Annotated in this window: 10 protein-coding genes; 6 read left to right on the top strand and 4 right to left on the bottom strand. The window is 44.2% G+C overall.

Going from position 1 to position 14,192, the window contains the following annotated elements:
- The first annotated feature begins 274 nt into the window (after positions 1-274).
- The 4 genes from EHS89_RS07370 to EHS89_RS07360 all read left to right on the top strand — a co-directional run bounded on the left by EHS89_RS07370 (position 275) and on the right by EHS89_RS07360 (position 3,065).
- Positions 275-679 (top strand): hypothetical protein, encoded by a 405-nt coding sequence (locus EHS89_RS07370; RefSeq protein WP_124925495.1) that lies wholly within the window; start codon positions 275-277, stop codon positions 677-679.
- A gap of 349 nt (positions 680-1,028) precedes the next feature.
- Positions 1,029-1,931, top strand: coding sequence for a pseudouridine synthase (locus tag EHS89_RS07365; protein ID WP_124925494.1), 903 nt, complete (start codon positions 1,029-1,031; stop codon positions 1,929-1,931).
- Positions 1,932-1,969: 38 nt separating this feature from the next.
- A complete protein-coding gene (locus tag EHS89_RS21060; protein ID WP_170167444.1) occupies positions 1,970-2,116 on the top strand; it encodes a hypothetical protein in 147 nt (48 codons plus the stop codon).
- Positions 2,117-2,156: 40 nt separating this feature from the next.
- Positions 2,157-3,065 carry an HDOD domain-containing protein gene (locus EHS89_RS07360; protein ID WP_170167443.1) on the top strand — a complete coding sequence of 303 codons (909 nt, stop codon included), beginning with the start codon at positions 2,157-2,159 and terminating at the stop codon, positions 3,063-3,065.
- 25 nt (positions 3,066-3,090) lie between these two features.
- Here the strand turns inward: EHS89_RS07360 and EHS89_RS07355 are convergent, their stop codons facing one another.
- From EHS89_RS07355 to mtnK, 3 genes are read right to left on the bottom strand one after another with little or no spacing between them, the layout of a single operon-like run.
- Positions 3,091-3,555 carry an NUDIX hydrolase gene (locus EHS89_RS07355; RefSeq protein ID WP_170167442.1) on the bottom strand — a complete coding sequence of 155 codons (465 nt, stop codon included), beginning with the start codon at positions 3,553-3,555 and terminating at the stop codon, positions 3,091-3,093.
- Between the two features lie 43 nt (positions 3,556-3,598).
- Entirely contained in the window at positions 3,599-4,024 is a 426-nt protein-coding gene (locus tag EHS89_RS07350; RefSeq protein WP_124925491.1) for a hypothetical protein, read from the bottom strand.
- Between the two features lie 33 nt (positions 4,025-4,057).
- Positions 4,058-5,254, bottom strand: a complete 1,197-nt coding sequence (gene mtnK, locus EHS89_RS07345) for an S-methyl-5-thioribose kinase (protein WP_124925490.1) — start codon at positions 5,252-5,254, stop codon at positions 4,058-4,060.
- A 448-nt stretch (positions 5,255-5,702) separates the two neighbouring features.
- Here mtnK and EHS89_RS07340 point away from each other — a divergent pair, with 448 nt between their 5' ends.
- Both EHS89_RS07340 and EHS89_RS07335 read left to right on the top strand, forming a co-directional pair.
- The gene (locus EHS89_RS07340) at positions 5,703-6,995 is read left to right on the top strand and encodes a TolC family protein (RefSeq protein ID WP_124925489.1); all 1,293 of its coding nucleotides are present in this window, start codon (positions 5,703-5,705) and stop codon (positions 6,993-6,995) included.
- 66 nt (positions 6,996-7,061) lie between these two features.
- Positions 7,062-10,136, top strand: coding sequence for a VCBS domain-containing protein (locus EHS89_RS07335; protein WP_124925488.1), 3,075 nt, complete (start codon positions 7,062-7,064; stop codon positions 10,134-10,136).
- A gap of 72 nt (positions 10,137-10,208) precedes the next feature.
- Here EHS89_RS07335 and EHS89_RS07330 read toward each other — a convergent pair whose 3' ends face one another.
- Positions 10,209-14,039, bottom strand: a complete 3,831-nt coding sequence (locus EHS89_RS07330; protein WP_124925487.1) for a tandem-95 repeat protein — start codon at positions 14,037-14,039, stop codon at positions 10,209-10,211.
- Positions 14,040-14,192: the final 153 nt, after the last annotated feature.

Genomic DNA, 14,192 nt, shown 5'->3' with positions numbered 1-14,192 from the left:
AGCTCATTAAAAGGTGAACGAACTCAGCATTAGAAACAATATAGATCTGCTGCAAGCCTGAATAAATAGCAAAAATATGATTGCTATTACCCGTTAATAAATAGGGAAAGCCATTAAAGCAGGCGTTATAAAAGAGGTAGTAAAGGTCATTGTATGTTTATTGACAATGCATTCTGGCATGGCTATACCTAAATGCAGTGCAAGCTGATCAAGGAATTGAAAAGTACAGTAGTTTGCGCTGGTTTTTCTCAAACATACGTCAAAGGAGTGAAGTATGTCTCTCAAACAAGTCTCTCTTGTTGCTTATCTGGCAGCTTTCTTATCCGTTCCTATAGCCCATGCTGAAGTTGGTTTTGGCGCGGGAGTTAGTTACGTCTTCGGTGAAGGTGTTGCTGTTGGGTTAAGAGTTTTTAGTGATAATGAGGAAGGTAAGGGGGTCGGGTTAATTGGCCTGGACTATATGCCTGGGACGGGAGGGGTGCGGCCTAGTGTCGGTATCGCCTACCTTGGTGAAAATGTATATGGCGAGCTCAATACTGGTTATAACAATCAGAAAGGAGAATGGAATCTAGGCATTGGAGCGGGTCTGACGGATACCGATGAAGATCCGAAAGCGGCTCCAGCGGTAGCTGTTGATACCGGAGATGATATGTCACCGGGGCCTGTAACGGATTTATAAGTATTGGTAACTCGATGCCGTTTTACAAAAAGGTGCTGAATGCACCTTTTTATTCGATAGGGAATTAATACAGTTGAATACCTGAATTATTGGTAAGTAGTATAATCAGGGGAGGAACAGAGACCAAAGCACCTACTTTTTTTAAGTAAGTTGCACAGAGTTACTTACAGATCGATATCTTTGATTTTAAAAGCTCCAGCAAGTGTTAAAAAAATATCAAACTTTAGCTCATCTGCCGTTATAATCTGCCATTCTATCTATAATATTTTGCGCATCAGGACGAACCACCATCAGTCATACCAAGTCTGCTTCTCTTGAGCAAAAAACCAAGCTGCTCTCGCCACTACCGATGCGTTATGGTGTCTCCGCCAGTCGTACATGGTTGCCTAAATGCGGAAGCTTTAAAAATGCCAATGAGAACCATGGCCATTGGGAAACAATTCTAGATTTCTTGCTTGAGCGCTTTCCTTACATTCCTGAAACGGTTTTTCAGGAACGTTTGGGCCGTGGTGATATCGTGGATCAGACCGGCAAGCCTTACGCTGTTAATAGCCTGTACCAGCCTGAGACTTTCCTGTTTTACTATCGGGAAATTCCAGATGAACCGGTTATCCCTTTTCAAGAGACTATTTTATTCAGAGATGAACACATTATTGTCGTGGATAAACCCCATTTTTTGCCGGTAGTACCCAGTGGACGCTTTGTACGTGAAAGCCTGCTTAGTCGTCTGAAGCATCGTTTTCAGCTGGAAGACATTTCCCCTATACACCGGCTCGATCGGGAAACTGCCGGTGTGGTTATTTTTAGTTGCAACAAAGCTGATCGTGGCGCGTATCAGAGTCTGTTTCAAAACAAGCAGGTCAGCAAAACCTATGAAGCGATAGCGGTACGTTCAACGCTGGAATTTCCCTTTAACCATCGGAGCCGGATAAGTAAAGGCGAACCGTTCTTCAGAATGCAGGAAGAGGACGGGGAAGCAAATACAGAAACCATTATCGACATGGTTGAGGTTAAAGGTGATTTAGCGCGTTATCAGCTGAACCCTGTTACTGGTAAACAGCACCAGTTACGGGTCCATATGGCGTCAATTGGCACTCCTATTCTGAATGATCCGTTCTATCCGGTATTACAGACTGATAAAGGTGAGGATTATTCTGAACCGTTACAGTTGTTGGCGAAGACGATTGAATTTCTTGATCCTGTTACGAAAAAGTTGCGGTCATTTGAAAGTCAGCAAACCTTGATTTTTTAACAGGCAGTATTATTGCCGCCTGGCCAAGGAGTCTGGTATTGCTTATCGTTGGTGAAGTGATACTGTTGCATGAGGATCTGGCCTGGCTTAGCGATGACGTATTGCACTACCCTGGTCTGATTCTGTCAGCTAATGTGATTTCAGATACTAAGTCGTACTTAAGTTCTCATGCTAATAGTCGCTGAAGTCCGAGCAATAATATCCCGATAGTTTGAGGATAAGATTTTGCAAAAAACACAACGGCAAGTACTGAATATTGAGTATGTAACTAAACGGATTGATCGTTTACCGCTCTTACCTGCCGTGGTGCTTGAACTGACTCAACTGAGCCAGGATGCGGATGACTTTTATGAAAAAATGGCAGAGCTGGCTAGTCAGGACCCACCCCTTTCAGCACGTATACTTGGTTTTGCCAATACTATAAGTCCTGCCTCTGATAAGCAGATTAACAATGTACATCAGGCATTGATGAAATTAGGTGTAATAAAGACACTTAATCTAATCAATGAACTAACAACCGTTAGCGCTTTTAGTCCGACAAAACCAGAATATAAAACTATCTGGCGTCACTCTGTTGAAACTGCCCGGTTCAGTCGCTTTCTTGCCGTTCATATACCTGAATTTGATCTGTCAGACGAATTAGCTTACAGCTGTGGGTTATTGCATGATCTTGGACGTTTTGTATTATTACAGGTTGCTGTTCATGCTGTAGAAAGTGTTGATGCTGCCGGTTGGGATAGCCCACAAGAACTACCTGAAGTTGAGCAGTCATTATTTGGTTTTAATCATGCTGAAGTGGGTCGTATTGCAGCAGAGCATTGGCAGCTGCCCGACATTATCTGTAAAACGTTGCGTTTTCATCACCATTATAATCTTTGGGAAATGGATGAGGTACCAAGATCATTCCTGCAGTTATTAACGGTTGTGCAGTTTGCTGATTTTCTGAGTGTACTATTGATTCAGAACCCGCAGTGGAGAAGCTGGAGCGAGACTGAATTAAGTGAACGTATAAGGAGCTACTGCACCCACTCTGACTGGCCGGATATTGCATTTCCTATCGATAAGTTGGTAAAAGCATTGCCGTTGATGAGTGATGAGTGTGAAAAAATTCTGCTACAAGCGGGTGTTGCTTAGGCTTTTAAATCTGGTAACTGCGCTATCAGTTTTGCCCTGTCAGATAACGTTTAAGCCAGTCTCTCTGTGCTGGAAAGCGCCACTGGTGTTCAGTAAATGCGTCCTGATCCAGCCAGAAGGCACTCCTCACTTCGTGGGTAAACTGAATATCGATCTCACCTGATGTTTCATGAAGTTGACAGCGATACAGATGAAAGCCGTTATCAAATTTACGTACCAGGTTTTTCGGAGTGGTATCCAATCCGGTTTCCTCCCAGGTTTCTCTGTGGGCTGAACAACGGGGTGATTCGCCGGTATTACCACTGCCGCCGGGAATGCTGATTTTTCCCGTCATCTCTTTTATGACCAGTAGTTTATTATCGTTGATAACAATACAACCGGCACTTTTTACACTGGCCTCGCGACCTTGGTCCGGACAAGGCGGCGGTGTTGCGCTACAGGCGCTAACAGCGAAGGTTAATACAACCGGAACTAGATAGAATCCTTTCATCTTATAATTTTCTTTATTGTTCATCTTTTTAGCTGAATCGGATTTAGAGCTGATCGCGTTGATACTTACGGATAGTTCTTTGTAGCTGCTCTATCCGGTCCTCATTACAAAACCTAGGCACTTTGCGGCTCTGTACTGCATGAAAGCCTATGCCATTCAGCTCATGTGTCACTCTGCTTTCACCGAACTGAAGAACTAATCGATCTATCATTGCCTGTTTGTCATAGGTAACTTTACAGGTTTGGGCAGCGCCTAAACGAGACCAGACCGTTTGTAACTGCTCGTTATAACCCAGGGCATCGCTACCGGTAAAACCGTTATCATAATGATAAAGGTAAGCGACCGGATCGATATTCCATTCACTCATACCACCGCTGCCCGCGTATTGCGGAAGGTTTTGTTTTTCTGCGCTAGAACAGCCCATCAGAAAAAGTGCCATTAAGCTGCAGAGTATGACAGGTCTGTTCATTATCGACTCCGGTGATAGATACAGAATAGAGGGCTATAGAGCCCTGATCTGCTCGGCTAATTGTAATGAATCGTTAATTTCCCTGCGATTTACAATCAGCATCTGAGCAATTTTAAGGGATAGTTTTTCTGACTCAGCTCTGTGTGCCGGATCCTCAATATTCATCAAATCAGCGACATGGGCGATGCCTATAGTACGGCGTGTCATTTCTACGCCGGCATAACCCAGAGTATCTTGCCAGAGTTGTTGCAGATACCATTGTTGGTAACTTGCATTACTCAGGGAGGGATCAAGGTTGTGGCTTTGCATTAGCTGGCTAAGTTTCTGGCTGAAGCTCTGCCACAACGCAGCGACCGTGTTGAGTAACCATGCCTGATAGTCTGCTCGCTGCTCTTCTGAACCAGGCAGGTTAGCCTGGCCACAGTAATTCAACAGGAAGTTGGCGAGTAAGACTCCGGTATCAAAACCGGCAGGGCCGCAGAAGGCAAACTCCATATCGATAACTTTGCAGCTATCAGATGTCGCAAATACCGATCCTGTATGTAAGTCGCCATGTAGCAGCGCTTCAGTATCAGACATATAGCGACGTTTCAGGATAGCGACTTCCCGCTTTAATTCATTATCAGCCCATAGCTTTTCTGCTGTTTCACGTAGCAGAGGGTTAATATCATTACGCTCGTGATCGCAGAACGGATCCCAGAAAAAAACCTCTTCGTGAATCTTACATAGTTCGGGGTTCTGGCTGTTTTTGACCAGAGCTTTATGGTCGGTAGATTCTATCCCCATACCGCTAGTGTAAAATTTCATGGTCGCAAGGAATGAGCCAAGCTGGTCTGCCAGTAACGGTAACTTGGTCCGGTTAATAAGCAATTCACGTAGGTTGTGATGATCACCGATATCCTGCATTAGAATAACTGAGCTATCAGAATCGTAGTGGTAGATCTCAGGCACAATTTCAGGGCATCGTTCTGTGGTGAGCTTAAGGCTATTGTGCTCAATGCGCAGTCGGTCCTGAGTCAGCGGCCAGCCCTCGCCGATAACCCGGATATAGGGCGGTGTTTGCTTCACAATCAGGCTCTGGCCCTGATTGTCTTTTACCCGGTAGACGTAGTTCAGGTTACCGTCACTGATCTCTTCAGTTACTAAATCTGCATCGGTAGAAAAAAAGCTTGAATTTTTACTGATGTAATCGATTAGCTGTTGGCTATTACTGAACTTGGTGAAACTCATTCGAAACCTCAGAAATGTGAAAGTTATTCAAGTTAGTCTAACTATCCTGAGGGCGAAGGCAATAGAGGAGTGCGAGGTTTTGCGGTCTAAAGTGGCGATTGATTGAATTAGTTCAGAAGTAAGAATTATGGCTTATTCATCTAATGTTTTTATAAGTAGATACTTGGAAATAGCGGGTTTTTATATAGCTCACCTTTACCTTAACAGCCTTAAAGGGCGTGTTTAGTAGCTATAATCATTTATACGAGATATGAAAAATACTACTTTTACTTACACTTGAATCGACGAACGTCGTTAAACTGCTACACTTTATTCTGGAAAAACGGATTTTCAAAGGGCTGAAGTAAATAGCAATGCAGGGATGTCTTACAAGATTTTTGTTTATGGTATTGATAAATCCTCTAAAATCTTAGGTTTAGAGATTACCTGAACAGATCGGAGATAAGATATGTACCGTTCAACAATAGTATGTTTTTCAATGTTACTGGTATCAAATGCAGTTAGTGCCATAACTATTGATGAAACTGTTTCCCAGAGTCTGTCATATCATCCGGCGTTAAGCGCTGCGACAAAAGAGCAAACGGTTACAGAGTTTCAAATTGACGAGGCCAAAAGTGGCTACCGGCCGCAGGCGTCTATCGAGCTATCTACCGGCCGTCAATGGGCTAACAATACCACTATCAGAAGTATTCAGGACGATGGGAATGATGTGCACCTGAATAAAGCAGATTTTTTGTTGCGACAGGTTATTTATGATGGTGGTCTGACCCGGGGACGAATTGATTCTGCCTCTAGTGCTTATGATGCCGCGGGTCACCTGGTTGGGGAGCGAAAGCAGGATGTCACCCTGGCTGCGGTAGGTGCCCATCTGAATGTATTACGAAGTGAAGAGCTGCTTAGCCTGGCCGAGGCTAATCTGGTTGCCCATAAACAGTATCTGGATGATATTGAAAGCAGGGCAAGGCAAGGCGTTATTACAGAAACAGATGCCCATCATGCCCGAGCCCGTTATGCCTTTGCAGATGCTTCTCTTATGTCTCAGGAGGAACAATATCTGATAGCCGGTCAACGTTATCTTGAAATTGTGGGTATCGAAGCTGAAGCGTTACAAGGTGTGGAGCGTCCGGATATTGAATACGCCAGCCTTGAGGACGCACTGGAATCAACCATGAATCATCCTACGGTACTCCAGTCTGCCGCTACGGTTAAGCAGGCCCGGGCTAATTACCAACAAACAAAATCAGCGTTCAGACCTCGGGTTGATTTTGAGGTTCGCAGTACCGTGCAGGACACCTCGGCGAGCTCCGATCTTTCGCCTTATAATCCGCAGTCTTATGAAACCTTCGCCGGACTGGTGATGAGCTATGACATCTCTAATGGCGGGGCTGACAGTGCCCGACGTGATATCACTGCGGCTCAGGAAGCATCGGCAACAGAATTATACAAACTGGCTGCAAGGGATGCCCGGGAAGCTATCCGTACATCCTGGTATAGCCGGGAGAAAACAGCATCCAGATTACCTCTCTTGCAGAGCTATTCTGACTCTTTGGATAAAGTATTGGCGGATTATGTAGACCAGTTCTCCGTGAATCGTCGAGACCTTCTTGATCTGTTGGACCGACAGGTTGAAACATTTCGTGCACAATCTGATCTGGTAAACGCCAGATATGATCTTGTTACCCAGGACTTTGAGTTGCTTCAGGCAACTGGTCAACTGGATGCACGGTTTGGCAGTCAGTGACTGCAAACGCTCTAATAGAGCATAAGTCTGTGGTTGGCATTTGTCTGACCGCAGAGGAGTTTGGTTATGAATGTACAACTCACTCTGGTGACCCGTGAGGGGGAGGAACAGGAGCAAAATGTAGATACTTTGAGTACTGACGATGTATCTATGGAAAGCTTACAATCGCTAACACTACCTTTAACCCGGAATGATATCAGTGAGATCGATTTTGATGGTAATCAGCTAACCCTGAGCCTTGAGCAGGGAGAGCTGGTTATTAGTGATTTTATTGATGAGTTTGGAAATATTAAAGAGATCTATACGGTAAATGGTCAGTTGCTGTTTAAAGATGCAACGGACCTGTTTGAACAACTGGCTGCTCCTGCTGCTGGTAATATTGCTGCTGAAGGCAGCAGTTCGGTATTTAGTTTTCTTGATGATATCAGACCTTTTCTTTCCTCAAATGCACCGGGCTACCGGGATCTTCGTAACGGATTGGATAATCCGCTTCTCGTTGAAACTGATCTGAATGGTGATCCTGACAACCCCTTTGTGATCCCTGAGCCAGATATTCAACCTGACTTTCTCTCCTTTGATGAGGGACAATTTGATGAGCAACAACTTCCCGGTGGCAATGTCCTTAATAATGATACCGATCCAGAAGGTGATCTTTTAACAGTAATCGCTGTTAATGGTCAGCCACTTGAGGGGGGAAGTATCGTTATAACCTTGCCATCAGGTGCACAGGTAGAAGTTTTTGAAAATGGTGATTATCAGGTTCTTAATCCGCAAGTCTATGATGATTTGGGGCTAGGTGGTAATGATGATCTGTCTGAAACCTTTAATTACACAGCGTCTGATGGTGACTTGTCTGGCACAGCCACAGTAACTATTACTGTTAATGGTGAAAATGATATAGCGATTATCGACGGTGATGATGCGGGGGAGGTCACTGAGGATTTCGAAGTTCAGTTGATTGGAGATGTCGAATACCTTGCTGAAACCGGTCAGCTCACCGTTTCTGATCCGGATAATGGCGAAAGTTTTTTTGATCCTGATAGCGTAATTTCTAATGCGGGAAATTTGGGAGCATTAACTATCGATGCTAATGGTAATTGGAACTACAGTATCGAAAACCAGCTACCTGAAGTCCAAAATATGCTCACAGGTGAATCATTTGATGAAACCTTTACTGTCAGTAGTCTGGATGGAACTAGCCAGGAAATCGTGGTTACCGTTAAGGGGTTCACAGATGGAACGCCATCTATTGATATTGTTGATAGCAACGGAGAAGCATCAGGAGATATCAGCGTAGTTGAAAACGGTAGTGTTGCAGGTAGCTTCGTCATAGAAGCTGAAGAGGGAATCGCAACAATTAAAATCGGTGATACTCTGATCAATCTGAGTGAGCTGGAGGACATTGAAAACGGTGCAATAGATAGTATTGGAATTAACGGCCTGAATCTTGGCAATATGCAGGTCACGGGTTTTATCTCGGCCTCTGGTACCCTGGAATACAGTTATGACCCTGCCGGTATGAGCCAGGACCATAGTAGTGGTGATGTGATCGAAAGTATTTCGTTAACACTAACGGATCGGGCAGGTCAGATCGCTGGTGATTCGCTAGATATTAATATTACGGATACTGCTCCGGAAGCCGTGGATGATCTGGATGCTATCAGTGAAACCAATATTGGGACTATTGAAGGAAATGTACTTAGTAACGATATCGAAAGTGCAGATCAACCGCTTGTTTTTGTTGGCTGGGATGATGATGCTGTCACTGCAGTTAATGCACTGGGGTATGTTGATCAACTGATAGTAAACTCAGACGGTAGTTACTCTTTTTCAATTAATAATTCACATTCGATATTTGATACCTTGAATACCGGAGATGAAATTACCCTGACTGTTGATTACCAAATGGCCGATGGCGATGGTGTTCCGGGTGGCCAAGGGGCTTCTTTAATCATTACGATTCAGGGGCATACCGGTGGTGATCCTGAGATTCATATCGACGATGATAATGGTATCGCATCCGGTGATATCAGTGTTGTGGAAGACCAGGTTCTTACGAACGAAGGTTTTGATATCTCGGTTTCCAATGGATTACAGCAGGTAATGATTGGTGCGACAACCATTAGTGCAGCAGATCTGTTGGCATCGGCAACGACAAATATTCTTATAGCAGGCACCCTCAATGGGGAGATGTGGGTTACCGGTTTTGACGGAACGACAATTAGCTACAGTTATGATCCTACAGGGACAAGTCAGGATCATAGTAGCGGAGAAATATTGGAAACTATTGCGATAACAGTAACAGATACCGCTAACAAATCAGCCAATGATAATCTGGAAATTCTAATCGATGATACGATTCCGCATGCCAGTGATGACATAGCTGATGTAACCGAGGGGAGTGGAAGTATCAGTGGCAATGTTTTGGAGAATGATACCCAGAGTGCTGATACTCCGGCGACGGCCCAGTGGGGGGGGACTGACTCCCAGTATGGTACGTTAACTGCTAATGATGATGGCAGTTACAACTATGAACTGGATAGTGGCAACTATGACGTTCTGGCACTGGCGGATGGGGATACGCTCAGTGAAACGTTCACTTATATGATGGTAGATAGCGATGGTTCTATATCAGATGCTCAGTTGACTATTACGATCAACGGTAGATCTGATGATGGTTCCTGCCCAGATATATCTGCCAGTAATGTCTATCTGTTTAGTGGTACCGGTAAATTTGATCCCATCGATGGTGGTGATGGCTACGATATTCTGGTCGTTAATGATACGACTCTTAATTTTGATGATAAACCACGTCAGTTTGATAATTTTGAGCGGTTACACCTATGTGGAAAGAATAATAATCATCAGTCCCAGGTGGTACAGCAGATCTTCGCTGAAGATGTGCTGGATATGACTTCGGATACCGGGCCCCTAGCTAATATTCTTTTGATCACAGGTGATCCGATCGATCCGCTTAAGCCTAATGCCAGTCCGGGTGATACGGTTAAGTTGGATATATCACCTGCAGAGTGGGTACAGGGAGGAACTCAATCTTATGATGGTATGGAGTTTAACGTCTTTACCAATGACGGGGCGACGCTCTGGATCGAAACAGAGTTGAATGTTGATGATGTTTCTTAGAGGTAAATAGAACAAAGCCCCGCGTAGCGGGGCTTTATTATTTATAGTAGAAGAGTACGAGCTGGAAGCTCTTTAAACAATATCGGCGTTTGTATCGATATCAGTATCAATTTTAACGATCGCTCCTTCGAGCGTGAAAACGTTGTAGCTAATACCGTCAATATTCTGAACGCCAGTATTGCTCCATGCGTCAGGATTTTTCAGTAATACATGATCTTCTGTGTCGCCCTCGATCAGTAGTGGCTGGTCATTGGTCAGGGACAGAACATCTGCCGCTTCAAGCCCACTAAGGGTGTTCTCACCATCACCAGTCAGATCAATATGGTTAATGGATTGTTTTATAAACTTATTGTTTATAAGTGCATCGATATCAACAATCGCATTATCTAAAGACAGTGATGTTATCCCATCAGTCTCAATAATCTGATCAGCATCGATACGTAATAGCTGACTGGTACCTTTAACAGTCACTTCAGCTTCAGCAGCGTTGCTGTTTTCTATACCGTCTGTAATCTTATATTGAAGACTAATTTTCAGGTTAACGCCTCTGGGCAGCGTGGCGAGTCCTGCATCTGAAAGATCTAGCTTTATTGAATTTCCTTTATTTACGATGATCAGATCATTTTGCAGTTGAGTAGTCAGACTCGCCCGGTCTAAGCCAAGTGTGTTCAGAACATGGTTATCATCAGCTTCGCTGTAAACCGGATTGCCGGAGTCATCGACGATTTCCAGGCCTGCAATTTGGACAGAGTCCTTAGCAACATCAAGTTGTTTAACGCTATGGTTAGAATCTACGTCGCCTATCTTTCCTTTTCTCCATAGTTTATTCGTAATCGGGCTGATCACTTTACTGGTTGCAGTATCATTAATCGTTGCTGATAAAACGAAGTTTTCAGCGATAACCGGCGCATCATTGGTGCCTGAGATAGTGATTTTTATCTGTTGGGTATCTGACTGCTTAGCGCTGTCCCTGGCTTGAATGGTATAAGTTAAAACCAGCTCCTTACCTGCGGGCAGGAAATCAAACTGACTATCTTTAGCTGAAAACTGCCATTCGTAATCGGCTTCAGTTTCACCTTTTACAATATTATTGCCATCAATAATTGATAGCATTTTTAATAGTGCAGAAGTTTTCATACCGCCCGTCGGGCCGTTGGCTTTAACAGAGCTAACTTTAACAGTAACCGTATCGTTGACATCTATATCCTGTACGCTGAAGTTACCCCCAGCAAGGGTGCCAGTATCATCTTCATTAAAACTAAACTCTGTTTCAGATGACTCATCCAACGAAATTTCTGGCTTATCGTTAGTGCCTCTAATTTGTACTCTGATAGTTTGAAACCGATCTTTCCCAAGGCCATCTGTTTGACTGAGTTTCAGGCTGTAAGCTATTACCAGTTTTTGCCCAGCGGAAAGAAAATCAAAGCTCTGGGGCGCTGCATCAAAGTTCCAAATGAACTGATCTTTCGCCTGTCCGGCGTCGATCTTTATCTCGGCTAGTTTGTCAGTAGAAAGCGATAGCATATTTAGCAGATCTGGATTTGAGATCTGCGTTGTATGGGCGATGACTTTTACTACTGATAGACTGTGAGTATCGTTCAGGTCTGCATCAGCGATGCTCATCGTGCCCTCAAAGTGCAGAGCCTGATCAGATTCGGTTAAGTTTTTACTCAGCTGATCACCTTGTTGACGAATAAACTTATGTCCGGCATTTAAACCGCCAATGACTAGGGTAGCTGTTAAAGGGCCACTGGATTCACTACTCAGCGTTTCCAGTTGATACTGTATATCAATCTCTGCTTGCTCACCTTTAGCCAGGAAATCAAAGTTATTCTGATAATTGATTTTAAGATAGTCACTGCCTTTGCTCCTGTTGACTACCTGGAGTCCGCTCACTATCTCGTTTAGCATCTCCTGCTCGCTGGCAAATCCCAACGTCTGATATGTGACACCTTCAGGTAGTCTGATTGCGGTGATCTCGGGGCTATGGACTTGGTCATCATTTATGTTGACGGTCTTATAATTGGTATCAGGGTTATCAGAGTCGAGAATACCTTGTTGCCATAATTTTTTTGAGTTGAGGATCAGATTTGCGCTGCTGTTCTTCTCTGTATTTGAGAACTGGCGGTCACCAACCATAAGAGCATCGTAGCTACCGATAACAGTAACCGTTGCTGTATTTGCAGTACTGTCTTGCTGATCACTGACCTGATAGTTAATGGTCAATTGCAGTTCAGCCTTTTCAGGCAGGTTATTAAACTGCGAGGGATCAATATTGATCACACCATCCTGTTCAGTAAAGATAACCGGGCGGTTATCAACTGCAGTAATTGTTACATGCTCAATCGATAGTGCATCGCCTTCGGCATCTGTGGCGCCATCTAAAAGGTTGATTGTGAAAGCGGCATCATCTTCGTTGACATCAGGATGTTCGATAGGGCCGATAGCCGGGGCATCATTGGTGCCGGTAATAATAACCGTTGCTGTATTTACAGTACTGTCTTGCTGATCACTGACCTGATAGTTAATGGTCAATTGCAGTTCAGCCTTTTCAGGCAGGTTATTAAACTGTGAGGGATCAATACTGAGCACACCATCCTGTTCAGTAAAGATAACCGGGCGGTTATCAGCAGCAGTAACTGATACTTGCTCAATCGATAGTGCATCGCCTTCGACATCGGTGGCGCCATCTAAAAGGTTAATTGTGAAAGCGGCATCATCTTCGTTGACATCAGGATGTTCGATAGGGCCGATAGCTGGGGCATCATTGGTACCGGTAATAATAACCGTTGCTGTATTTGCAGTACTGTCTTGCTGATCACTGACCTGATAGTTAATGGTCAATTGCAGTTCAGCCTTTTCAGGCAGGTTATTAAACTGCGAGGGATCAATATTGATCACACCATCCTGTTCAGTAAAGATAACCGGGCGGTTATCAACTGCAGTAATTGTTACATGCTCAATCGATAGTGCATCGCCTTCGGCATCTGTGGCGCCATCCAAAAGGTTAATTGTGAAAGCGGCGTCATCTTCGTTGACATCAGGATGTTCGATAGGGCCAATAGCTGGGGCATCATTGGTGCCGGTAACACTAAAATCCATCACCGCACTGCTACTGGAGATGCCGTCACTTACTTCATAATTGAGTTGGTCGAATACGGTTTCTGCTTCGCTCAGGTCGCCATATACTGCTTTGTGATTGAGTACAACAAACAGACCATTCTGGAATACTGTAACCTGAACGCCGGTGGCCAGAGTAACCGTGACAGAACTATCGTTTAAAGGCAGTCCTTCAACGCTGCTTATCGCAATCGATGGACTATCAATATCACTGTCATTTACCAAAAGGTTACCGGTTAGCAGTCCGTTCTCTTGTTCTGCTTCGTTATAACTGAAACTTTCATTTTCCGCGATAGGGGCCTGGTTTGCAGCAAGAACTTCGGTTGCTTCTGTGAACGCCTGATTGATGAATGAAGGCCCATCGAGGGCCTCTCGCAGATTACGGTAGCTATTACTATTTTCGGTTGTCGGTTCAGATTGCTCATCAGCTGGAGTGAAGCCACTACCGTTAGAAATTTTAGTGGTTGTTTGTTCGGGGCCTGCCGCAGTGGCGTTTAGTTCAGAAAGCAGTTCAGCGATGCTATCAAATAAGAGCGAGCCGTTTTCCTGGTAAACAGGTACCAGTGTTCCTTCAGCGTCGGTAAAAGCTGTGAACTCTATGTTTTCGCCGGAGCTCAGTGTAAGCGTCAGTGCATCACCATCAAATTCCAGCGACTGGATGTCGGTACGGTTGAATGGCAGGGATACGCTGTTGATGACGGTAAGGTCAACTTGCTGGCTAGCGTTAAGATCCGCAGTAATCAGTTCGCCATTGTTTTGGGTAAGAACAATTGAACCACTCATGTACGGTTTCCTCTCTTAGCTAGATTGAGCTGATGGTAAATAAATCGGTGCTGGCTTCCGCGTTAATCAGCTAAATAAATGCGTGAACAATAAATAGTTTGATTTGTTCGCTATATTAGTCTTAGTGTTTGTAGTTAAAGATTTTTTTTAAAT

It is taken from the genome of Amphritea balenae (assembly GCF_003858655.1).
GTDB classification, from domain to species: domain Bacteria; phylum Pseudomonadota; class Gammaproteobacteria; order Pseudomonadales; family Balneatricaceae; genus Amphritea; species Amphritea balenae.
Note: the sequence above shows the minus strand (reverse complement) of the source record. Positions and strands in the feature narration are given on the sequence as shown.